23 protein-coding genes are annotated in these 21,127 nt (G+C 72.4%); 16 read left to right on the forward strand and 7 right to left on the reverse strand.

Going from position 1 to position 21,127, the window contains the following annotated elements; genetic code table 11:
• Window positions 1-121: 121 nt before the first annotated feature.
• The 8 genes from RQG84_RS03270 (at window position 122) to RQG84_RS03305 (ending at window position 7,097) form a co-directional block, all read left to right on the forward strand.
• Window positions 122-2,002, forward strand: coding sequence for a hypothetical protein (locus tag RQG84_RS03270; protein WP_311208839.1), 1,881 nt, complete (start codon window positions 122-124; stop codon window positions 2,000-2,002).
• Window positions 1,999-2,235 carry a hypothetical protein gene (locus RQG84_RS03275; protein WP_055963573.1) on the forward strand — a complete coding sequence of 79 codons (237 nt, stop codon included), beginning with the start codon at window positions 1,999-2,001 and terminating at the stop codon, window positions 2,233-2,235. The genes RQG84_RS03270 and RQG84_RS03275 overlap by 4 nt, the downstream gene beginning before the upstream one ends.
• Window positions 2,232-2,675, forward strand: coding sequence for a hypothetical protein (locus RQG84_RS03280; protein ID WP_311208840.1), 444 nt, complete (start codon window positions 2,232-2,234; stop codon window positions 2,673-2,675). The genes RQG84_RS03275 and RQG84_RS03280 overlap by 4 nt, the downstream gene beginning before the upstream one ends.
• Before the next feature lie 18 nt (window positions 2,676-2,693).
• Entirely contained in the window at window positions 2,694-4,043 is a 1,350-nt protein-coding gene (locus RQG84_RS03285) for a hypothetical protein (protein WP_311208841.1), read from the forward strand.
• 9 nt (window positions 4,044-4,052) lie between these two features.
• Window positions 4,053-4,331, forward strand: a complete 279-nt coding sequence (locus RQG84_RS03290; protein WP_311208842.1) for a hypothetical protein — start codon at window positions 4,053-4,055, stop codon at window positions 4,329-4,331.
• A 201-nt stretch (window positions 4,332-4,532) separates the two neighbouring features.
• Complete coding sequence (groL, locus tag RQG84_RS03295; RefSeq protein WP_311208843.1) at window positions 4,533-6,164, forward strand: chaperonin GroEL; 1,632 nt, start codon at window positions 4,533-4,535, stop codon at window positions 6,162-6,164.
• A gap of 210 nt (window positions 6,165-6,374) precedes the next feature.
• Window positions 6,375-6,716: a hypothetical protein gene (locus RQG84_RS03300; protein WP_311208844.1), complete on the forward strand. Its 342-nt coding sequence runs from the start codon at window positions 6,375-6,377 to the stop codon at window positions 6,714-6,716.
• Window positions 6,717-6,728: 12 nt separating this feature from the next.
• Window positions 6,729-7,097: an MmcQ/YjbR family DNA-binding protein gene (locus tag RQG84_RS03305; protein ID WP_311208845.1), complete on the forward strand. Its 369-nt coding sequence runs from the start codon at window positions 6,729-6,731 to the stop codon at window positions 7,095-7,097.
• Between the two features lie 12 nt (window positions 7,098-7,109).
• Here the strand turns inward: RQG84_RS03305 and RQG84_RS03310 are convergent, their stop codons facing one another.
• Window positions 7,110-7,850: a hypothetical protein gene (locus tag RQG84_RS03310; protein WP_311208846.1), complete on the reverse strand. Its 741-nt coding sequence runs from the start codon at window positions 7,848-7,850 to the stop codon at window positions 7,110-7,112.
• A complete protein-coding gene (locus tag RQG84_RS03315; RefSeq protein WP_311208847.1) occupies window positions 7,847-8,935 on the reverse strand; it encodes a VWA domain-containing protein in 1,089 nt (362 codons plus the stop codon). The genes RQG84_RS03310 and RQG84_RS03315 overlap by 4 nt, the downstream gene beginning before the upstream one ends.
• A 63-nt stretch (window positions 8,936-8,998) precedes the next feature.
• Between RQG84_RS03315 and RQG84_RS03320 the strand changes: the two genes are divergently transcribed.
• Genes RQG84_RS03320 through RQG84_RS03330 form a run of 3 tightly spaced genes read left to right on the forward strand, consistent with a single transcriptional unit; the run spans window position 8,999 to window position 10,833 of the window.
• Window positions 8,999-9,406, forward strand: a complete 408-nt coding sequence (locus RQG84_RS03320; RefSeq protein WP_311208848.1) for a DUF3592 domain-containing protein — start codon at window positions 8,999-9,001, stop codon at window positions 9,404-9,406.
• A gap of 39 nt (window positions 9,407-9,445) precedes the next feature.
• Complete coding sequence (locus RQG84_RS03325) at window positions 9,446-10,066, forward strand: hypothetical protein (protein ID WP_311208849.1); 621 nt, start codon at window positions 9,446-9,448, stop codon at window positions 10,064-10,066.
• 47 nt (window positions 10,067-10,113) lie between these two features.
• Window positions 10,114-10,833, forward strand: coding sequence for a hypothetical protein (locus RQG84_RS03330; RefSeq protein ID WP_311208850.1), 720 nt, complete (start codon window positions 10,114-10,116; stop codon window positions 10,831-10,833).
• 408 nt (window positions 10,834-11,241) lie between these two features.
• Here RQG84_RS03330 and RQG84_RS03335 read toward each other — a convergent pair whose 3' ends face one another.
• The 5 genes from RQG84_RS03335 to RQG84_RS03355 are packed head-to-tail and all read right to left on the reverse strand — an operon-like array spanning window position 11,242 to window position 15,494.
• Window positions 11,242-12,078, reverse strand: coding sequence for a tryptophan 2,3-dioxygenase family protein (locus RQG84_RS03335; protein WP_311208851.1), 837 nt, complete (start codon window positions 12,076-12,078; stop codon window positions 11,242-11,244).
• A gap of 42 nt (window positions 12,079-12,120) precedes the next feature.
• Window positions 12,121-12,996 carry a biotin-dependent carboxyltransferase family protein gene (locus RQG84_RS03340; protein ID WP_311208852.1) on the reverse strand — a complete coding sequence of 292 codons (876 nt, stop codon included), beginning with the start codon at window positions 12,994-12,996 and terminating at the stop codon, window positions 12,121-12,123.
• Window positions 12,993-13,601 (reverse strand): allophanate hydrolase subunit 1, encoded by a 609-nt coding sequence (locus tag RQG84_RS03345; protein ID WP_311208853.1) that lies wholly within the window; start codon window positions 13,599-13,601, stop codon window positions 12,993-12,995. Before RQG84_RS03345 ends, RQG84_RS03340 begins: the two co-directional genes overlap by 4 nt.
• Complete coding sequence (locus tag RQG84_RS03350) at window positions 13,598-14,287, reverse strand: 5-oxoprolinase subunit PxpA (protein WP_311208854.1); 690 nt, start codon at window positions 14,285-14,287, stop codon at window positions 13,598-13,600. The genes RQG84_RS03345 and RQG84_RS03350 overlap by 4 nt, the downstream gene beginning before the upstream one ends.
• Before the next feature lie 37 nt (window positions 14,288-14,324).
• Window positions 14,325-15,494, reverse strand: a complete 1,170-nt coding sequence (locus tag RQG84_RS03355) for a THUMP-like domain-containing protein (RefSeq protein WP_311208855.1) — start codon at window positions 15,492-15,494, stop codon at window positions 14,325-14,327.
• Between the two features lie 228 nt (window positions 15,495-15,722).
• On the opposite strand from RQG84_RS03355, the gene groES reads away from it, so the two are divergent.
• The 5 genes from groES (at window position 15,723) to RQG84_RS03380 (ending at window position 21,114) form a co-directional block, all read left to right on the forward strand.
• The gene (groES, locus tag RQG84_RS03360) at window positions 15,723-16,016 is read left to right on the forward strand and encodes a co-chaperone GroES (protein WP_055963614.1); all 294 of its coding nucleotides are present in this window, start codon (window positions 15,723-15,725) and stop codon (window positions 16,014-16,016) included.
• A 187-nt stretch (window positions 16,017-16,203) separates the two neighbouring features.
• Window positions 16,204-17,808, forward strand: coding sequence for a chaperonin GroEL (gene groL / locus RQG84_RS03365; RefSeq protein ID WP_311208856.1), 1,605 nt, complete (start codon window positions 16,204-16,206; stop codon window positions 17,806-17,808).
• A gap of 108 nt (window positions 17,809-17,916) precedes the next feature.
• Window positions 17,917-18,309: a hypothetical protein gene (locus tag RQG84_RS03370; RefSeq protein ID WP_311208857.1), complete on the forward strand. Its 393-nt coding sequence runs from the start codon at window positions 17,917-17,919 to the stop codon at window positions 18,307-18,309.
• A gap of 242 nt (window positions 18,310-18,551) precedes the next feature.
• Window positions 18,552-19,484, forward strand: a complete 933-nt coding sequence (locus RQG84_RS03375; protein ID WP_311208858.1) for a diiron oxygenase — start codon at window positions 18,552-18,554, stop codon at window positions 19,482-19,484.
• 7 nt (window positions 19,485-19,491) lie between these two features.
• Window positions 19,492-21,114, forward strand: a complete 1,623-nt coding sequence (locus tag RQG84_RS03380; protein WP_311208859.1) for a 4Fe-4S binding protein — start codon at window positions 19,492-19,494, stop codon at window positions 21,112-21,114.
• The last annotated feature ends 13 nt before the right edge of the window (window positions 21,115-21,127 follow it).

Raw genomic sequence — 21,127 nt, forward strand, 5'->3', positions numbered from 1 at the left:
GGGCGCCGTCGCTGCCCGTCGTGACCACGCGCACCGCTCGCTCGTCGACGTCGAGCAGCCGGGTGTGACGCACCTCATCTGACACTTGCGGTGTCACATGGCGCGCTGACATACTCCCGGAATGTTCCCCGCCATCCTCGTCGCCGCAGAGCCTGCCCCCGTGGGCGGAGCGGCCCTCGACCAGGTCATCGGACTGAGCGTCGGGGCCGGACTCGTGACCGCGGTCCTCGTCGCCATCGCCTGGGCCCACCGCACCCACCGCATCGAGTGGTTCCAGACCCTCGGTGACCGACTGCACGAGCGCACCGGCGAGCCCGGCTGGGCGTCCATCCCCTCGCTGTTCGTGGCCAGCTCCCTCGTCGTCGCGCTGCTCGGGTTCCTGTGGGACGTGAGCCTGCACGCCGGTCGCGGACGTGACGAGGGCCCGCTCGCGAACCCCGCCCACTACCTGATCCTCTACGGGCTCTTCGCCCTGTTCATCGCCGGCATGAGCGCGATCGTGTTCCCGCGCGACGGGCAGCGTCCCGGCATCGCGTCGGTGCGGATCACCCGCAGCTGGTACGCCCCCGTCGCCGGCATCTTCATCGCCGCGTGCGGGCTCTACGCCCTCATCGGCTTCCCGCTCGACGACGTGTGGCACCGCCTGTTCGGCCAGGACGTCACGCTCTGGGGCCCGACGCACCTCATGCTGATCGGCGGCGCCGGCCTCTCGACGGCCGGCATCATCCTGCTGCACCGCGAGGCCGAGTTCTCCGAGGAGTGGAAGCGCTCGGCCGACAACCACGGCGCGCGCACGCTGCACAAGCTGACCCTCTCGATGGCGTTCGGCGGCCTCCTCATCGGCCTGTCGGTCTTCCAGGCCGAGTTCGACTTCGGCATCGCGCAGTTCCGCATGGTCTTCGCGCCGCTGATGATCGCTGCGGCCGCCGCACTGACCCTCGTGGCCGCGCGGCTGTACGCCGGTCCGGGGGCGGCCCTGTTCGCGGCGTTCTTCTTCGTCATCACGCGCGGCGTCGTCTCGTTCATCGTGGGCGACGTCTTCGGCCAGGCGTCGCACGTGTTCCCGCTCTACCTCGGCAGCGCCCTGATCATCGAGCTGCTGGCGCTCAGCCGGCTGAAGGACAAGCCGCTCGTGTTCGGCGCCGTCGGCGGGCTGCTGATCGGCACGGTCGGCACCGTCATCGAGAAGTTCTGGAACGACGCCGTCTTCCAGTTCCCGTGGCCGCAGGACATCTGGCTCGAGAGCCTGGTGACCGTGGTGCCCGTGGCTCTGGGCGCCGGTCTGTGCGGTGCCCTGTTCGCGATGGGCCTCGACGGCCGCCTGCCGAGCAACCGGTGGGTGGGTCGCTCGATCGTGGTCGGGTCGATCGTCGTCACGTCGGTGGCCGTCGGCAACGGGCTCAACGCCACGGTGCCCGAGAACGCCGAGGCCACGTTCGCCGTCCAGCAGGTCGGCACGGAGGCCCAGCCCGAGATCATGGTCGAGGTCACCACCACCGAGGGCCTCGTCGACGAGAACCCGACGTGGGTGCAGATCACCGCGTGGCAGGGCGGCGGCGCTGGCGTCGTCACGCAGTCGCTGAGGCGCACCGGCCCGGACTCGTGGGAGACCACCGAGCCCATGCCGATCGGCGGCACCTGGAAGACGCTGCTGCGCGTTCAGGACGGCCGCATGCTCACCGCCGCGCCGATCTTCCTCCCGGCCGACGAGGCGCTCGGGGCCGAGGAGGTCCCGGTCGAGTCGCAGATGACCCGCGAGTTCGTCCCGGAGATCGAGATCCTGCAGCGTGAGCGCGAGCTCGACACCTCGCCGTGGATGTGGGGGGTGGCGAACCTCGTGGTCCTGATCTGCAGCCTCGCGATCCTGGCCGGCATCAGCGCGGCCGTGGCGCGCGTCTCCGGGGCCATCGCCCGTGAGGGTCGTCGTCGGCGCGACGAGCTGGAGCACGGCCCGGGCGGCGGCTCGGGCCTGGACCAGGGGAGCGGAGCCGGGACGGCGTGACCCCCGACCCGGCGGTCCTCGGGGTCGCCCACGGCGAGGTGCTGTGGGCGCACCACGCCGCCCTCGTCGCGATCCCGGCCTTCGTGCCGGCGATCGTGGTCGTGGGGGTGGTGCTCTACATCGCCCGCAAGGACCGCCAGGACGAGCAGCGCGAACGAGACCTGATCGACCGGGCCTTCGAGCCCGACGCCGGCGAGACCCCCGACGACGGGGAGGAGAGGAACCCGACATGAGGACGACTCCGACCGCGCGGCTGACCGCCGCCCTGGTGACGACCGTGGCTGCCGGGCTGCTGCTCGCCGGGTGCGGCGACCCGGACCCGGGCACGGACGCCCCCAGTGCTGCCCCGAGCAGCGCGAGCGCGTCGCCGTCGGCCGAGGAGAGTGCCGACGCGAGTGCCGATCCTGGCGTGGTCGTCGACGTCACCCTGTCCGCCGACGGCCCGACGCCGCAGGGCGAGCGGGTGGAGGTGAAGGTCGGGGAGCCGATCACGCTGAACGTCACGGCCGAGGTGGCCGACGAGGTGCACGTGCACTCCGACCCGGAGGTGAGCATCGATCTGGAGGCCGGTGACGAGACGTCGAGGACGTTCACGATCGACCGCCCCGGCCAGGTGGCGGTGGAGTCGCACGCCACCCACGCCGTGATCGTGCAGCTCGTCGTCCGGCCCTGACCCGTGCTCGATCCGTTCGTGGGAGCCGTGCTGCCGCTGCCGATGCACGGCGTCGGCGGCTCGACGGACCTGCCGATCCCGTTCCTGTACGCGATCGTCGGTGCGTCGTGGGCGCTCACCATCTCCTTCGCCGTGCTGGCGTTCGCGTGGAAGGAGCCGCGCCTCCAGGCCGCTCCTGCCACCGCCGGGCCGGGGGCGGCGGAAAGCTCCGGCGGGGGTGCCGGGCCGGGGGTGGCGGGGAGCCCTGGCGGGGGTGCCGGGCGGGGGGCGGCGAAGAGGGCAGAGCCGTCGCGGCGGCCGTGGCTCGCGGTGCTGGGTGCGCTGCTCGCCGCCTGGTTCCTGGGTGCCCTGTTCCTGGGGCCGGACGACGCGACCAACCCGGGCATCGCCGCCTTCTACATCCTCGTGTGGGTGGGGCTGGTGCCGTTGGGACTGCTGGCCGGGCACGTGTGGAAGGACCTGTCGCCGTGGCGATCGCTGCAGTGGCTGGTGGGTCGCGCCACCGGTCGTCCGGAGGGCTTCGTGGCCTACCGCGACGTCTGGGGCTACTGGCCGGCGGCGGTGGGGCTGTTCGCCTTCGTGTGGCTCGAGCTGGTCTCGCCCGACGCCGGCGACGTGACCACGGTGCGCACCTGGGTGGCCGCCTACGTGGGCGTCACGGTGCTGGGCGGTGTGCTGTTCGGCCCGCGCTGGTTCGACCGCGCCGACCCCTTCGACGTCTACAGCGCCTTCGTGGCGCGCCTCGCCCCGCTGGTGCGCGACCGCAGGTTCGACCCGCACGACCCGTTGCGCTCGCTGCCGCTGCTGCCCGTCGCGCCCGGCCTGGTGGCCGCGATCGCGGTGCTGCTGGGGTCCACGGCCTTCGACAGCTTCTCGGCGTCCGAGCGTTGGCAGTCGGGCTCGCACTCCACGCTCACGACGTCGCTGGTGCTGCTGTTGTTCTGCGTCGTCGTCGGCGTGGCGTTCGTCGCGGCGTCGGTGGCCACGGGCGGGGTCACGCCACGCCAGCGCCGGGCGCTGCCCGGACTCATGGCGCACTCGCTGGTGCCGATCGTCGTGGGGTACATCTTCGCCCACTACCTGACCTACCTGCTCGAGCGCGGCCAGGCCGCGGCGATCGACCTGCTCCAGCTGCTGGGGGTCGGCAACGGGCTGGAGGTCTCGTACTTCCTGTCCGAGCACCCGGACGTGCTGGCCGTCTACAAGGTCGGGTTCGTGGTGGCCGGGCACGTGGTGGCCGTCGTCGCGGCGCACGACCGGGCGCTCGCGCTGCTGCCGCGTGCGCACCGGCTCACCGGCCAGCTCGCCATGCTCGTGCTCATGGTCGGCTACACGTTCACCGGCATCTACCTGCTCTTCTCGGTCTAGGGTCGACGGATGGAGCCGACGGTCGCGGGAGAGGTGCTGACGACGCACCCGGTGGCCGTGCTGGCCATCCCCGCGTTCATCCCGGTCGTGGTGATCGTCGCGACGGTCCTGTGGATCGCGCGGAAGGACCGGCTGGCCGAGGCCGCCGAGCACGAGGCCGCCGACCCCGTCGCCCCAGTCCCGCCCGTGCCGGTCCCCGTGCCCGCCGCCGATCCCATTCCCGGTGAGACCCGCGGCCGGCCCTGGCGCGACCGCCTCCCCCGCCTCGTCATCGGCGACGAGGACTGACAGGTCGTCCCGCGGGGCGGACTGGCACTCTCGGGACCCGATTGCCAGCCGTTGGTTAGCACTCCTATAGTGAGAGTGCTAGACATCAGACCGGCCCGGTGAGGGTCACGGCCGCAGCGGGAAGGGTTCGCCGCGGCGCAGGGCTCGTCCGTCGCGGGCACCGACCGGTCACACCCACCACGTCGAACCGGAGAGTTCCACATGGCCAAGACCATTGCGTTCAACGAAGAGGCCCGTCGCGGCCTCGAGCGCGGCATGAACCAGCTTGCCGACGCAGTCAAGGTGACGCTCGGCCCCAAGGGTCGCAACGTCGTGCTCGAGAAGAAGTGGGGCGCGCCCACGATCACCAACGACGGTGTCTCCATCGCCAAGGAGATCGAGCTCGAGGACCCCTACGAGAAGATCGGCGCCGAGCTCGTCAAGGAGGTCGCCAAGAAGACCGACGACGTCGCCGGTGACGGCACCACCACGGCCACCGTGCTGGCCCAGGCGCTCGTGCGCGAGGGTCTGCGCAACGTGGCCGCCGGCGCCAACCCGATGGGCCTGAAGAAGGGCATCGAGGCCGCCGTCGAGGCCATCAGCAGCCAGCTGCTGAGCATGGCCAAGGACGTCGAGACCAAGGAGCAGATCGCCTCCACCGCGTCCATCTCGGCCGCTGACCCCACGGTCGGCGAGATCATCGCCGAGGCCATGGACAAGGTCGGCAAGGAGGGCGTCATCACGGTCGAGGAGTCGAACACGTTCGGCCTCGACCTCGAGCTCACCGAGGGCATGCGCTTCGACAAGGGTCACCTGTCGGGCTACTTCGTCACCGACCCCGAGCGCATGGAGACGGTCCTCGAGGACCCCTACATCCTCATCGTCAACAGCAAGATCAGCTCGGTCAAGGACTTCGTCCCGGTGCTCGAGAAGGTCATGCAGTCGGGCAAGCCGCTCGCGATCATCGCCGAGGACGTCGAGGGCGAGGCCCTGGCCACCCTGATCGTCAACAAGATGCGCGGCACCTTCAAGTCGGTCGCCATCAAGGCCCCCGGCTTCGGTGACCGCCGCAAGGCCATGCTGGCCGACATCGCCATCCTCACCGGTGGCGAGGTCATCAGCGAGGAGGTCGGCCTCAAGCTCGAGAACGCCGACATCTCGCTGCTCGGCACGGCCCGCAAGGTCGTCACGACCAAGGACGAGACCACGATCGTCGAGGGTGGCGGCTCGCAGGACCAGATCGCCGGACGGGTCAACCAGATCCGCGCCGAGATCGAGAACAGCGACTCCGACTACGACCGCGAGAAGCTCCAGGAGCGCCTCGCGAAGCTGGCCGGCGGCGTGGCCGTCATCAAGGTCGGCGCGGCCACGGAGGTCGAGCTCAAGGAGCGCAAGCACCGCATCGAGGACGCCGTGCGCAACGCCAAGGCGGCCGTCGAGGAGGGCATCGTCGCCGGTGGTGGCGTGGCGCTCGTCCAGGCCACCAAGGCCGCGTTCGAGAAGCTCGAGCTCGAGGGTGACGAGGCCACGGGTGCCAACATCGTGCGCACCGCTGCCTCGGCCCCGCTGAAGCAGATCGCGATCAACGCCGGCCTCGAGGGCGGCGTCGTGGCGGAGAAGGTCGCCGGCCTCGACGCCGGTCACGGCCTGAACGCCGCCACGGGCGAGTACGTCGACCTCATCGCCGCGGGCATCATCGACCCGGCCAAGGTCACGCGCTCCGCGCTGCAGAACGCCGCATCCATCGCGGCGCTGTTCCTCACCACCGAGGCCGTCGTGGCCGACAAGCCGGAGCCGGCTGCCGCCGGTGGCGGCGCGCCGGACATGGGCGACATGGGCGGCATGGGCTTCTGAGACTCGCTCTGCGAGTCCAGGTCGAGTAGACGTCGGTGGCCACGCGAGCTCTGCGAGCGTGCCGCGGACGGCGTATCGAGACCTGAGCCCCCACCCGCACCACCTCTGACGAGGGCCCCGACCGGTTCGCCGGCCGGGGCCCTTCGTCGTCCCGCCGCCCCTCTCGGCGACTAGGTTCGCGACGTGGACAGGTCGTGGACGATTCCCTTGGTGCTGGTCGGGCTGACCCTCGCGTGCACCGTGACGGGGTGGACGACGGAGGTGGCACTGCCGCTCGTCCGCGCCGCCTGCGTCACGCTGCTCGTGGTCGCCTTGGCCGGCGTCGTCGTCGCGAAGGGGTGGACGACCCGCCTCGGCATGCTCGCGGTGGTGGTGATCGCCGTGGGCGCCCTGGTCGCGACGCGAGGTGGCGAGACCGGGGAGTCCGGTGAGTTCTCGGCCGAGATCGTCCAGCTCGTGGTCGGGCCGCTCGCCTTCGTGCCCTCGTTCGTGGTGCTGCTGTGGGTCGTCACCCCTGATCGACGCTCCCACCGGGACGTCGGTGGCTCGTGAAACCCTTGGGTCGTGGCACGTGCACCGGTACCCGAGGCGTTGCTGGCGCAGGTGGCCGCCGTCCTCGCCGACCTGCCCGAGACGCGCCGCGAGCGAGCCTGGACGGGGACCCGATGGGTGGTGCGGGGACACAACGTCGCCCACCTGTTCGGGGGTGAGGACGGCCTCGTGCGGGTCACCTTCCGGGCGCCGATGGACGAGGTTGCCGCCTTCGAGCACCTCGGCCATCCCTACTTCCGTGTCGGGCGCAGCGGCGACGTCGTGGGACTGGTGCTCGATGACGCGGTCGACCCGGCGGAGCTGCGCGAGCTGCTGGTCGAGTCGTACTGCGTGCAGGCTCCGGGGGAGCTCGTCGACCGCGTGGACCGCCCGGCGACCTGATCGGCAGCCGGGCTAGGCGCCCGGCGGTCCCTCGGGCGATCCTCCGGCGCGCCGGGCCCGCAGGACCAGTGCGACAAGTGCCACCAGCGCCAGGGCGGCCGCCGTGCCGAGGATCCACGGGAACGCGCGGCTGCCCTCGTCGGTGGACTCGGACGAGCCCTGAGCGGCATCCGGGTCGGCTGCCGCCTCGGTGTACTGCGGGGCCCCGTTCGGCTCACCGACGAGACCGATGCGCACGGTCACGGGGATCAGGTAGTCCTCGCCGTCCGGATCGTCCTCCAGCCCGACCACGACCGTGTAGCGCCCGGCGAGCGCGGCCGCGCCCTTCGCCCCGCCGACCTCGCGGTTGAGGTAGGCGATCGGTGCGGTGCTGTTGCCGAGCGTCTGGCCCTCGGCGCCGACGAGCGACTGGTTCGACGGCGCACCGGACGCCTGGGCTCCCAGTCCGGCGCGAGCGCGGGCCGGATTGACGATCGAGACGGTCCCGATCTGGCCCTGGTTCCCGATCGCCTCCGCCAGACGCCCCGAGGCCTTCGGGTACTCGACCGTCGCGACGACCTGCTGGCCCCACTCCGCGTCGACCTGGTAGGTCAGGGCCTCGCCGGGGACGATCGTGTCGGTGTACGTTCCCGGCTCCAGCAGGGGGGCGTCGTCGAAGGACGCGCCGCCGACGGTCTCGCTCTCGGTCCCGGACGCCGGGTCCTCCCAGGTCACGGGCGAGGCCGGCGTCGGCAGCGAGTCGGCGTCGGTCAAGGACGGCTCCTCCACCACGCGCAGCTCGAGCGGAGTGGCGGCGACCCCGTTCTGCCGCGACACGGAGACGAGCACGTCGCCTTCGCGCAGGTGTCGGAGGCGATCGCCGAGGCCGTCAGGAGTGCGCCCTCGGTGCGCTCGGCGGTCACGCCGTCACCTCCGCAGCCCTGGCCGTCGGTGGTGCTCAGCTCGATCTTGACCACGTCGTCGGCCTGCGTGTCGCTGCGCAGGGTCGCGCCGACGTGGATGGTGGAGTCGGCGATCTCCCGCCTCACGCGGTAGGTGCGGGTCGACGACGGTGGAAGGGCGTCCACCCAGTCCCCGGCCCGTACCTCGGGTGCGTCGACTGCCGACTCGGTCCCGGCGACCGGCGTGCCGATCGCGGTGTAGTCGCGCGAGGCGCGAGTGGCCAGCTTCTCGAGGCTGGACGAGAGCTCGTCGGAGGAGTCGACGTCGTAGTACGAGCCGTTGCCCTGGCGGGCGATGCACTGCAGCGCGTCACGTGCCGGCCCCGACACGTCGAGCCCCACGACGTCGATGCGGACGTCGACGCCGTCCTCGGTGAGCTCCGCGGCCACCTCGCACGGGTCGGGGTCGCACGTCGGCTCGCCGTCGGAGACGAGGACGATGCTGCGCCTGCCCTCGTCGCCGAGGTCCTGTCCCGCCTGCTGGAGGGCATACCCGATGGGCGTCTCGCCGTAGGGCTCGTAGTCGTCGATCGCGGCGCGCAGGTCGTCGCGGTTGCCCGTCTCCACCGGGACCACCAGCTGGGAGTCCTCGCAGGCGCCGGGCTCGTCGCGGGAGAACACCTCGGCGCCGTAGACCCGCAGGCCGACCGGCTGCGCCTCCGGCAGCGAGGCGACGACGTCGGCGAGCGCGGTCGTGGCTGCCTCGATGCGCGTCTCGCCGCCGGGCGTCCGTTCCTTCATCGACCCCGACGAGTCGAGCACCAGCACGAGCCGGCCGGTGTCGTTCCCGGACTCGGACCCGTCGGTGGCCGCGGCCGCCGACGGGAGGCAGAGCGACACCACGGCCGCGAGCAGGAGCGTGATGGTCCGACTCCGGCGTCCCGGTTCCCCCGTCATGGCGGCGAGGGTAGCGGCGCTGGCCCTTCGGGGTCCACCCGCGCGACTGCGTACGGTGGGGTCGTGCCGGACCTCGCCCTGCCCCTCGTGCTCGGGATCGTCGCCGTGCTCGCCGTCGTCGGCGTGGGACGCGAACGACGTCGGGCCCGACGCTGGCGCACCTGGCCGCGCGTCGACGGCGTCATCGAGGAGCGTCGTGCCGACCGTTCACGCGACCACGCCTTCCGGGTGCGGGTCAGGTTCCGCACGGCACGGGGCGAGGAGGTGGTCGCGTGGTCCGCCAACGCCATCGGGATCGAGGTCTCGCCGACCGTCGGCAGCAGCGTCGTCGTGGTGCACGACCCGGACCGGCCGACGCTCCTCGAGGCCCGCCCGACGGCGCCACCTCCGCCGGTGTCGGTGTGGTGGTGGGTCCTGGTCGCTGGCATCGTGGGGTTCCTGGCGCTGATGCTGTGGGCGTCCTGGGGCTGAGCGGCCCGGGTGCACTGCGGGGAACGGGGGGACACGACCATGATCGGACGACACCGACTGACGGCGGTCTGCGCGACCGGGCTGCTCGTGCTGCTCGGCGCGTGCAGCGGCGGCGACGACGGTGGTGATCCGCCCTCGGACGAGCCCACGGCGAGCAGCGAGGCGTCGCAGCCCGGGGCCGACCTTCCGTCGGGGTGGACGGAGCAGCAGCTCGAAGATCTGCGCCTCGGCATCCCCGGCGGGTTCGAGGGGGCGCCGGCGCAGCGGACCGACGAGGGCAGCCAGACGACCTTCACCGCCACCGACGGGTCCGAGGTGCCGGCCAGGATCGACGTGTTCGTCGAGTCCGGCCGGGTGGGCACGCTCGAGATCCGTGGCGGTCTGCTGAGGTCGCGGGCGGAGGCCGAGCTGGGTGCGGACGTCGAGGACCCGACACCCATCGACGTGCGAGGTGCGTCCGAGGCGGAGCAGTTCTTCTACACCTACGACATCGAGGCGTCCGAGGGCAGCACGTCGATCCGGCAGGTCGACCTCCTCGTCGACCCGCCCGGCCTGCCGAAGTACGGCGTCCGGTACGCGGCACCGGCCGACGCCTTCGACGACGACCTGTGGGAGCAGCTGCGTTCCAGCGTGTTCGTGGAGGACGCCCCGGACGCGTGAGCCGACCGCACGCCCTCGGTCCTGCGTGATCCTGGCAGGATGCACGGGTGGACACCCGGGACGACATGGCGCCCGAGCACCGTGAGCGCCTGCGCACCGCGGGCGCCGAGGCCGACGCGATCGACGCCCTCACCTGGCACCGTGCGACCGAGGGTGTCCCGCAGTGGTGGCACGACTGCGACAACGCCCTCTACCTCGCCGACGGTGCCTTCCTGCCCGAGAAGGTCCTCGCGCAGCTGACGCTGTTCCCCGTCCGCGACGTCGTGATCGCCGTCGGGTCCGCCCTGCGCACCGTCTCGACCCTGCTCGTCGGCGGCGACGGGGCCACCGTGTTCGTCGACGCCGGCTGCGAGATCACCGCCGGCGAGCTGTTCTGCGGCGGCGGGTCCAGCATCGTGCTGCACGGCCCGCTCATCGCCACGCGGTGCGCCGTGGTCGACGCCCGCAACGGGGGGAGCATCGTGGCCGGCCCCGAGCAGCTGTGGGCCTCCGACGTGTACGTCGCGACGGACGACATGCACCGGCTCGAGGACCGCGGCACGGGCGAGCGGATCAACCCGTTCGGCGCCGACATCCGCCTCGGCCGGCACGTGTGGCTGTGCAAGGACGCCGTGGTGACCGGTCACGCCGACGTCGGCGACGGCGCCGTCGTGGCGATGCGGTCGGTGGTGCGTGGCCAGAAGGTCCCGGCCCACAGCGTGGTCGCCGGGGTGCCGGCGCGGGTGGTCCGCGACGACGTCGCGTGGTCCTACGACGACCAGCCCTGAGGTCGAACCACCGCGAACCCGCCCGATCGGCCGGCTGCGTCGGCGCAGCGGGGTCCGGCGGCGGCCTCCGAGAGGCCTCGACGGAGCAGGGGCGCCGGGCCGCCCGAGCTCCCCGGGCCCGGCCTCCGCGGTTTGACGCGTTGATGTCGATCTCTGCGCCGGAAATCGACCTCAACGCGTCAGAACGCCGGCGACCGCCGTTTCGGACAGTTCCGGGGCACTCTGGTCGCACGAAACGCCCCGGAAGTGTCCAAGAACTATGCCGAAGCCCGGCAAGGCCCGCCAGCCCGCTGGTCCCGCTCCGGTCGAGGCCCTTTCGGAGGCCGCCACGACGAGGACCGCAGCCGACGCAGCCGCAGGGCACCCCTGCAGCCGACGCAGCCGAAGGGCACCCCCGCCGCCGCTCGGTCAGAGCGCGGTGCGGACGTCCTGCAGCTCGGGGAAGAACGTGAGCTCGAGCGCGCGCTGCAGGAAGGACGTGCCGCTCGATCCTCCGGTGCCGCGCTTGTGGCCGATGATCCGCTGCACCGTCTTGAGGTGGCGGAACCGCCAGAGGTGGAACCCCTCCTCGACGTCGACGAGCTCCTCGCACGTCTCGTAGACCTCCCAGTGGCGCTCGGGGTCGGCGTAGACGCGACGGAACACCTCCACGACGCCGGGGTGCGGCTCGTAGGGCTGCGCGAGGTCGCGCTCGAGCACCGCGGCCGGCACGTCGTGGCCCTGGCGGGCCAGGTGGGCCAGGAAGGCGTCGTAGAGGCTCGGCGCGGCGAGGTCGGCGGCCAGCTCCGCCTGGGTCTCGGGCTCGTGGTCGAACACCTTGACCATCGCCGGTGTCTTGTTGCCGAGCAGGAACTCCACCGTCCGGTACTGCGCCGACTGGAACCCCGACGCCTTGCCGAGCGCGTCGCGGAACTGCAGGTACTCGACCGGCGTCAGGGTCTCGAGCACGCCCCACTGCTCGAACATCTGCCGCTGGACGGCCTTCACGCGAGCCAGCCGCTTGAGCGCGTGGGCGAGCTCGTCGGCGTCGATCAGCGCGATGGCCGAGCGCAGCTCGTGCACCAGCTGCTTGAGCCACAGCTCGGTCACCTGGTGCTGGACGACGAAGAGCATCTCGTCGTGGTGGTCGGTGACCGGCTGCTGTGCGGCGAGCAGCAGGTCCAGGCGCAGGTAGGAGCCGTACGTCGACTCGCCCGCCAGGTCGGTGGCGACGCCGTCCTCGACGGGTCGGTGGGTGGGCCTCATGCCCTCGATGGTGCCCCAGACGCGGGTCGGGCCGCGCCGCGGTCAGGGCAGGGTGTGCCGGCGGAAGCGCACGGTCTCGCCCGGGCGCACCTGCGCGAGGCGGTCGAGGCCACGGCCGGTGACCACCCCGATGACCGGGTAGCCGCCGGTGACGGGATGGTCGGGCCCGAGCACGACCGGGAGCCCGGCCGACGTCACCTGCACGCTGCCGCGCACGCACGGCTCGCTGGGCAGCTCCCCGTCGACGGCCCGCTCGAGGCCGGTGCGGCCGGGAGCACGGTGGTCCAGCCGGACGCCGATGCGGTCCGACCGCTCGGACACGACCCAGCCGGTGCCGAGGAACGCGGCCAGGGCGTCGGGCGTGAACCAGTCGTCGCGCGGCCCGAGCACCACGTCGACCGTGGTGGTGCCGGGGGTCAGCAGGCTCGGGACGGGGGCGACGTCGGGCGGGTCCTGGAGCGGTTCCCCGACGGCGAGCTCGTCACCGGCGGACAGCGCCGGTGGTCCGAGCCGGCTGAGGGTGTCGGCGCTGCGCGAACCCAGGGTCGAAGGCACGTCGATGCCACCGGCGACCGCCACGTAGCCGCGCAGGCCGTGGCCGAACGGGGCGACCGCCAGGTGCCGCCCGGCGCCCAGGCGCACCGCACGACCGTGCTCGACCGGAGCACCGTCGACCAGCACCGGCCCGACCGCCCCCGTCACGGCGACGACGTGCTCGGACGTGGCCCGCAGCTCGAGGCCGCCTCCGAGCGCCTCCAGGACGGCGGTGCCGGACGCGTCGCCGACGAGGGTGCGCGCCTGGTGGAGGGCGCGCCGGTCGAAGGCTCCCGCGGCGCCGACTCCCTGCGCCGCCATCCCGGGTCGGCCGTCGTCCTGCACGAGCGTGAGAGGCCCGGGGTGCACGACGACCAGGCTCACGGCGGACTCCCGGGACCGACGGCGCGGAAGCGGACGGTGTCGCCCGGTGCGAGCAGTGCTGCAGGGGAGCGCTCGACGTCGAACAGCACCACGTCGGTGCGTCCGACCAGCTGCCAGCCGCCGGGCGACTCCCTCGGGTAGACGCCGCTGAACCCGCCGGCCAGGGCCACGGCACCGGCGGGAACCCGTGGCCGTGGCGTGTCCTTGCGGGGGACGGTGAGCCTCGGGTCGCCGTCGACGAGGTAGGCGAACCCGGGCGCGAACCCGCCGAACGCGACGGTCCAGGGTGTCGCGGTGTGCGCGCCCACCACGGCCTCGACGCTCATCTGAGTCGCCTCGGCCACGGCGTCGAGGTCCGGCCCGTCGTAGACGACGTCGACCACGTGCTCACGCGCGCCGGACGTCGCCGTCGTGGGCGCCGGAGGGACGCTGCGGGCCAGCGCTCGCATCGTCGACGGCCGACCGCGCAGGAGCACGGTGCGCGCCCCCAGCACGGCCTCCACGACGTCGGGGTGGTCGACCAGCGCCGCATGGCGACGGCGTGCCTCGTCGAGGTCGTCGCAGTCCAGGACCACGGCGTCCTCCCCGCACGCGAGCACCCTCACACGAACGGTCCGACCTCGTGCCCGGCCTCCGCCAGGGCGGCGCGCACGGCCCGGACGAGGGCGAGCGCATCGGGGGAGTCGCCGTGCACGCACAGCGAGTCGACCTGGCCGGCGAGGCGCAGCGCCTGGGACACGACCTCGTCGACGTCGCCCAGCACCGCGCCCGGCTGGTCACGCGGGACGAGGGTCCCGGCGGCGGTGTACGCGCGGTCGGCGAAGCCCTCGGCGACGGTCGGGAGCCCCTCGGTGGCGGCGAGCCGCAGCGAGACGGCGCCGGGCAGCCCGAGGAGCGGAAGTCCGTACGGTCCCACGGCCTCGACCACGGCCGTCGCCTGCCGCTCGTCGTGCACGACGGTGTTGTACAGCGCGCCGTGCGGCTTGACGTAGGCCACGCGGCCGCCCACGGCGTCGGCCACCTCGGCGAGCAGGTCGATCTGGGCTCGCAGCTCGTCGACGAGCTCGTCCGTGGCCGGCTCCTGGGGGCGTCGGCCGAAGCCCTCGCGATCGAGGTAGCCCACCTGCGCACCGATCGCGACGCCACGCTCGACCGCGCGCTCGCACGCATCGAGCATGAGCTCCTCGCCGCCGGCGTAGGCGCCGCAGCACACGTTCGCGCTCGTGACGACGTCGAGCAGGGCCAGGTCGTCGGCCGACTCCGCGACGTCGGCGTTCAGGTCGATCCGCACGCCTCCACCCTAGGACCCGCGCGGGGTGCCGGACGGCTCAGCGGGGGAGCGGGTCGACCAGCAGGGCGACGGCCTTGTCGTCCACCCGGGTCAGCACCACGGTGGCGCGCACGGACCCCTTGAGCCGCAGGCGGCGGACCAGCTGCTCGGGCACCACGTCGACGCCGCGCTTCTTGATCGTCAGGGTGCCGACGTCGAGCGCCACGAGCGCGGCCTTGAGCTGCTTCTCGCGGTAGGGCAGTTCCTGCAGCACGCGGAACGAGCGGGCGAGCGGGTGGCGCACGTCGACGTCCGTGGTCACCCACGCGATGCGCGGGTCCACCAGCTGGCCGTCGATCCGCTCCGCCAGGCCTCCGACGAGACCGGCGCGGATCACCGCGTCGTCCGGCTCGTGCAGCCAGCCTCCCAGCTCGCCGACGTCGCCGGGTGCGCCGTCGCCGGCCAGGTCGTCTCCGCCGGGCAGGGCCGTGGCGCGACGCGGAGCGCGGTCGGCCAGGTCGAGGCCGGCGCCCCACAGGCACGCCTCCACCAGGTCGCCGCCGTCGCTGACCCACTGCGCCTCCACGCCGGTGGGGACCAGCGCGTGCGGGATGCCCGGGAGGGTCTTCACGACCGCGTGACCGGCCAGGTGCGCCGCCACGACCGACCACGGCGGGCTCATCGCCTCGGGGTCGAACACCCGGCCCCGGTCGTCGCGTCGGGCGGGGTCGAGGAACACCACCTCGTCGTCCATCGGGTCCACGTCGGCGGCGTCGGCGCAGAGCACCTCGCCGTCGAGGTCGAGGGCGGCCAGGTTGGCGCGGGCGATGGCGGCACGCACCGGGTCACGCTCCACGCCCCGGACCCGCAGGCCGGCGCGAGCGAGCGCGAGCAGGTCCGAGCCGATGCCGCAGCCCAGGTCGAGTGCCGCCGGGGCACCCGTGCCGGCGAGGCGCTCGGCACGCAGCCGGGCCACCGAGCCGCGGGTGGCCTGCTGCAGCGCCTCGTGGGTGAAGAACATCCGAGCCGCGTCGTCGCCCAGCTTGGTGCGCGCGAGCCCGCGCAGGTGGTTCTGCGTCACGGCGGCCGCCACCAGCTCGACGTCGTGGGTGCGGCGCAACCGCGTGCCCAGGGCGAGGTCGGACTCGACCCCGGCCCGCTCGTGCACCTCGGCCACCAGCGCCCGTCCCTCGTCGGTCTGCAGCCGCTCGAACGTCGCCAGGTCCACGCGCCCATCCAACCAGCCGCGACGAACGGCGCTCCCTCGTCGCAGGTCGGCGGAGGAACGAGCGTCCGCCGACGGCGAACACCCTTTAGCACTCAGTAGGGGTGAGTGCTAGATTCGGAACTGGCACTCGGGTACCGAGACTGCCAACCGTGCACGACCCCCGCGACGGCGTGCACACCCATCACGTTCCATCCGTCATTCCACCAACGTTGAAGGGGAGGTCGACCAGTGTCGGTCACCATCAAGCCGCTCGAGGATCGTCTCGTCATCAAGGCCGTCGAGGCCGAGCAGACCACCGCATCCGGACTCGTCATCCCGGACACCGCCCAGGAGAAGCCGCAGGAGGGTGAGGTCGTGGCCGTGGGCCCCGGTCGCATCGACGACTCCGGCAACCGCGTCCCGCTCGACGTCAACGTCGGCGACAAGGTCATCTTCAGCAAGTACGGCGGAACCGAGGTCAAGTACTCGGGCGAGGAGTTCCTCATCCTCTCGGCCCGCGACGTCCTCGCCGTCGTCTCCTAAGGTGCCTGGGCTCCCGACCGGCGGCGTTGCTGCTCGCTCGGCGACCAAGAACGGGTCGCCGTCGCTCGCGCGCCTTGCCGGTCGGGTCCCATCCACCTCAGGACCGTGGCTGCTGAGCCCCGGTCGCTGACTCTCTGTCCGGCACTCGCCGGGCACCCCATCTGATCCATGCGTAGGAAGGCATCACATGCCCAAGATCCTCGAGTTCGACGAGGACGCACGCCGCGCCCTCGAGCGGGGCGTCGACGCCCTCGCGAACACCGTCAAGGTCACCCTCGGCCCCAAGGGCCGCTACGTCGTGCTCGACAAGAAGTGGGGCGCCCCCACGATCACGAACGACGGTGTCACCGTCGCCCGTGAGGTCGAGCTCGACGACCCGTTCGAGAACCTCGGAGCCCAGCTGGCCAAGGAGGTCGCCACCAAGACGAACGACGTCGCCGGTGACGGCACCACCACGGCCACCGTGCTCGCCCAGGCGATGGTCCACGAGGGCCTGCGCGCCGTGGCCGCCGGCGCCAACCCGGTCGGCCTGAAGAAGGGCATCGAGGCCGCGGTCAAGGCCGTCAGCGAGAAGCTGCACGAGATCGCCCGCGACGTCGACGACATCAAGGACATGACCGACGTCGCCACCGTCTCCTCGCGCGACGCGCACATCGGCGAGCTCATCGCCGAGGCGTTCGACAAGGTCGGCAAGGACGGCGTCATCACCGTCGAGGAGTCCAACACGCTCGGCACGCAGCTCGACTTCACCGAGGGCATGCAGTTCGACAAGGGCTACCTCTCGCCGTACATGGTCACCGACACCGAGCGCATGGAGTCCGTCCTCGACGACCCGTACGTGCTCGTCAACCAGGGCAAGATCAGCTCGGTCGCCGAGCTGCTCCCGCTCCTGGAGAAGGTCATCGGCGCGGGCAAGAGCCTGTTCATCATCGCCGAGGACGTCGAGGGCGAGGCGCTCAGCACGCTGGTCGTCAACAAGATCCGCGGCACCTTCACCTCGGTCGCCGTCAAGGCGCCCGCGTTCGGTGACCGCCGCAAGGCCATGCTGCAGGACATCGCGACGCTCACCGGCGCCACGGTCGTCACGCCCGACGTCGGCCTCAAGCTCGACCAGGTCGGCCTCGAGGTGCTCGGCACCGCCCGTCGCGTCGTCGTCACCAAGGACGACACGACGATCATCGACGGCGGCGGCGAGACCGCCGAGGTCGAGGGCCGGGTCAACCAGATCAAGGCCGAGATCGAGCTCACCGACTCCGACTGGGACCGCGAGAAGCTCCAGGAGCGTCTCGCGAAGCTGGCCGGCGGCGTGTGCGTGATCCAGGTCGGCGCGGCCACCGAGGTCGAGCTCAAGGAGAAGAAGCACCGCATCGAGGACGCCGTCTCGGCGACCCGCGCGGCCATCGAGGAGGGCATCGTCGCCGGTGGCGGCTCCGCCCTCGTCCACGCCGTCTCGGTGCTCGAGGGCGACCTCGGGCTCACCGGTGACGAGGCCGTCGGCGTGCGCATCGTGCGCAAGGGTGCCGACGCCCCGCTGGAGTGGATCGCCCGCAACGGCGGCGTCTCCGGCGAGGTCGTCGTGTCGAAGGTCCGCGAGTCCGGTGAGGGCTACAACGCCGCCACCGACCAGTACGGCGACCTCATCGCGCAGGGCATCCTCGACCCGGTCAAGGTCACGCGCTCCGCGCTGGCCAACGCCGCGTCCATCACCGCCATGCTGCTCACCACCGAGACCCTGGTGGCCGAGAAGCCGGCCGACGACGAGGGTGACGCCCACGCCGGGCACAACCACTGAGTCGTCGCACCGACGCGCTGTCGACGGCGCCCGCCCCCTCGGGGGTGGGCGCCGTCGTCGTTCCCGCCCGTGCTTGACGCGCCGCCGGCCAACCCGCACCGTGATCGCATGGCCACCGTCGAGGACGTCGAGCGTCTGTGCCTGGCACTTCCGGAGGTCGCCGAGCGCACCAGCTGGGGCAACCGCGCCTGGTTCGTCGAGAAGGCGATGTTCTGCTGGGTGCGACCGTTCAGCAAGGCCGACCTGAGGCGGTTCGGCGACGACCCGGTGCCGCAGGGCGAGATCGTCGGGCTGCGCACCGAGGACCTCGCCGACCGCGACGCGATCCTCGGCGAGGGCGTGCCGGGCTTCTTCACCATCGAGCACCTGGCGAACCACCCCGGCTTCCTGGTCGAGCTCGACCTGGTGGACCCCGCCCGGCTGGAAACCGCGGTCGAGGACGCCTGGCTCGCACGCGCACCCGCCCGCCTGGCCGAGTCCTGGCTCGCCGAGCGCCCCTGACCCGTGCCGCGGATTCCCAGGTCGACCTGGGAATCTCCCGCCGCGCACGGGGATTCCCCGCACGCCCGGAAAGCTCGCCGTGCCCGGGTGAGGTTCCCGTGCGCGGTCCCGGTCCGCCCTGCCGATCGCGATGAAGGGTGACGGGCATCTCTTGCGGAGCGAGCGCGCTCCACATACCGTGGGTACGGATATGACATTCCCGATGTCACATCATGTCTGTCCCATAGTCGAGGAGCCCCGCCATGACGATCACCGAGACCCGCCCCACCACCCCCGACGCCGCCGCGTTCCGCGCGGAGGTCGAGCGTGACGGCGTGCTCGAGCGACTCCTGTCGTCGTCGGCCCAGCTGTCCTACGACCCCGAGAAGGAGGTCGACTGGGACGCCCCGCTCGACCCGCTGCACGACGGCGTGAACCCCGAGTGGTGCACGCTCTTCGGCACCGACCTGTGGGAGCGCATGACGCCGGAGCAGCGCGCCACGCTCACGCGCCACGAGGCGGCCAGCGTCGCGAGCATCGGCATCTGGTTCGAGATGCTCCTGCAGCAGATGCTGCTCGTCGACATCTACGACAAGGACTACGCGAGCAGCGAGTTCCGGTTCGCGCTCACCGAGATCGCCGACGAGTGCCGCCACTCGATCATGTTCGCCAAGGGCGCCCAGCACATCGCCGGTCGCTCCTACCTGCCCCACCCGCTGCTGCACAAGGCCGCCAAGCTGCTCAAGCTGACCGCGCGCGGCGAGGTCGCCTACACGTCGATCCTGGTGGCCGAGGAGGTCCTCGACGTCATGCAGCGTGACTGGATGCGCGGCGCCTCCGTCTCGCCGCAGGTCAAGACGATCTGCAAGATCCACGTGGTCGAGGAGTCGCGGCACATGAAGTTCGCGCGCCACGAGACCCTCGAGGCGATGAAGGGCATCTCCGAGGCCCGCCGCCGCGCCAGCGCCCTGCAGATCGCGAGCGTCGGCTACTTCATCGTCAAGAGCCTCGTCCGCCCCGAGGTGTACGCCGAGGCCGGGCTCGACGTGAAGGAGGCCGTCGAGGCGGCCAGGAACAACGAGCACCACCACGCCCTCATGCGTCTGTCGTGCGTGCACCTGATGGACTTCCTGGCCGAGGCCGGGCTGCTGACGCCGACGGCCAAGCGGCTGTACCGCCGCGTGCACATGCTCTGAGGCCGCCATGCCCTTCGCCATCACCCAGAGCTGCTGCTCCGACGCCTCCTGCGTGGAGGTGTGCCCGGTCGACTGCATCCACCCGACGCCGGGGGAGCCCGACTTCGGCACGACCGACATCCTCTACGTCGACCCGCGCTCGTGCATCGACTGCGGTGCCTGTGCCGACGCCTGCCCGGCGTCGGCGATCAAGCCGATCGAGATCCTGCGCGGCGGCGAGGCCGTGTTCGCCGAGCTGAACGCGGCCTACTACGAGCAGCGGCCCGAGCGCGAGGTCGCGAAGCAGCAGACCCACGCCCGCGTGCGCCCCGGTGTGCCCACGGGCCTGCGCGTCGCCGTCGTCGGGACCGGCCCGGCCGCGACCTACACCGCGCGTGAGCTGCTCGCGGCCTCCGACGCGCACGTGTCGTTCTTCGACCGGCTACCGGTCCCGGGCGGTCTGCTGCGCGGCGGGGTGGCGCCGGACCACCCGGAGACCAAGCGGGTGCAGGACACCTTCGGCTGGACCTACGACCACCCCCGCGCGCGCCTGTTCATGAACGTGGAGGTCGGTCGGCACCTCTCGCACGAGGAGCTGCTCGAGCACCACGACGCGGTGGTCTACGGCATCGGGGCTCCCGAGGACCGACGGCTCGGCATCGAGGGGGAGGACCTCGACGGTGTCCACGGGTCCACCGAGGTCGTCTCCTGGTACAACGGCGATCCCGACGTCCCCGGCGACGCCGTCGGCGTGCAGGGGTCGAGGGTGTTCGTCGTGGGCAACGGCAACGTCGCGCTCGACGTCGCGCGCCTGCTGCTCAGCGATCCCGGTCGACTGGCCGGCACGGAGATCGCCGACCACGCCCTGGAGGCGCTGCGTCGGGCCGACGTGCGCGAGGTCGTGCTGCTGGGGCGTCGCGGCCCCGAGCACGCCGCCTTCACCCGGCCCGAGCTGCTGACGCTGCCCGACGGCATCGAGCTGTGCGTCGAGGACGACGAGGCGACCGCGACGACCCTGGCCGCCCCGGAGACGGGGACGAACGCCGCGCTGCTGGCCGGGTTCCCGCGCGTGCGGAGCGACTGGACGTCCGAGCCCGGCGGGGGTGCCGGCGCAGGCAAGCGGCTCGTGCTGGCCTTCGGCCGCCGGGTCACGGCCGCGCACGGGGACGGGGTGTTGACGTCGGTGACCGTCGCGGGCCCCGACGGCGAGGTCGAGGCGCCTACGCAGCTGCTGGTCAGCTCGATCGGCCGGCGCGGACGCATGGTCCCCGGGCTGCCGTTCGACGAGGAGCGAGGCCTGATCCCGAACCACGACGGCCGGGTCGTCGACCCGGCGACCGGCGAGCCCGTCGCCGGCGCCTACGTCGTCGGCTGGGCCAAGCGCGGGTCGACCGGCGGCATCGGTGCCAATCGGGTGTGCGCGGGCGAGACCGTCACGACGCTGCTGGGCGATGCGGCCGACGGCCGGCTCCGGTCCCCGTCGCGGTCGGAGCGGGCACTGTCCCGGCTGGTGCAGCGGCGTCAGCCGCAGCTCGTCCGCGGTGCGGGGGTGCGGGCCATCGAGCGCCGCGAGATCGACGCCGGCCTCGCGAGCGGACGGCCGCGGGTCAAGCTGACCACCGTCGAGGACCTGCTCGCCGCCGGACGGTGAGGGCGTGGGACCG

This window comes from Aeromicrobium sp. WCS2018Hpa-31, from assembly GCF_031843905.1.
Classification (GTDB): domain Bacteria; phylum Actinomycetota; class Actinomycetes; order Propionibacteriales; family Nocardioidaceae; genus Aeromicrobium.

Excerpts from the sequence above, each read along its gene's own strand:
- RQG84_RS03270 (WP_311208839.1), top strand. The coding sequence starts at position 122 with ATGTTCCCCGCCATCCTCGTCGCCGCAGAGCCTGCCCCCGTGGGCGGA.
- RQG84_RS03280 (WP_311208840.1), top strand. The coding sequence starts at position 2,232 with ATGAGGACGACTCCGACCGCGCGGCTGACCGCCGCCCTGGTGACGACC.
- RQG84_RS03290 (WP_311208842.1), top strand. The coding sequence starts at position 4,053 with ATGGAGCCGACGGTCGCGGGAGAGGTGCTGACGACGCACCCGGTGGCC.
- groL (WP_311208843.1), top strand. The coding sequence starts at position 4,533 with ATGGCCAAGACCATTGCGTTCAACGAAGAGGCCCGTCGCGGCCTCGAG.
- RQG84_RS03315 (WP_311208847.1), bottom strand. The coding sequence starts at position 8,935 with ATGACGGGGGAACCGGGACGCCGGAGTCGGACCATCACGCTCCTGCTC.
- RQG84_RS03325 (WP_311208849.1), top strand. The coding sequence starts at position 9,446 with ATGATCGGACGACACCGACTGACGGCGGTCTGCGCGACCGGGCTGCTC.
- RQG84_RS03335 (WP_311208851.1), bottom strand. The coding sequence starts at position 12,078 with ATGAGGCCCACCCACCGACCCGTCGAGGACGGCGTCGCCACCGACCTG.
- groL (WP_311208856.1), top strand. The coding sequence starts at position 16,204 with ATGCCCAAGATCCTCGAGTTCGACGAGGACGCACGCCGCGCCCTCGAG.
- RQG84_RS03370 (WP_311208857.1), top strand. The coding sequence starts at position 17,917 with ATGGCCACCGTCGAGGACGTCGAGCGTCTGTGCCTGGCACTTCCGGAG.
- RQG84_RS03375 (WP_311208858.1), top strand. The coding sequence starts at position 18,552 with ATGACGATCACCGAGACCCGCCCCACCACCCCCGACGCCGCCGCGTTC.
- RQG84_RS03380 (WP_311208859.1), top strand. The coding sequence starts at position 19,492 with ATGCCCTTCGCCATCACCCAGAGCTGCTGCTCCGACGCCTCCTGCGTG.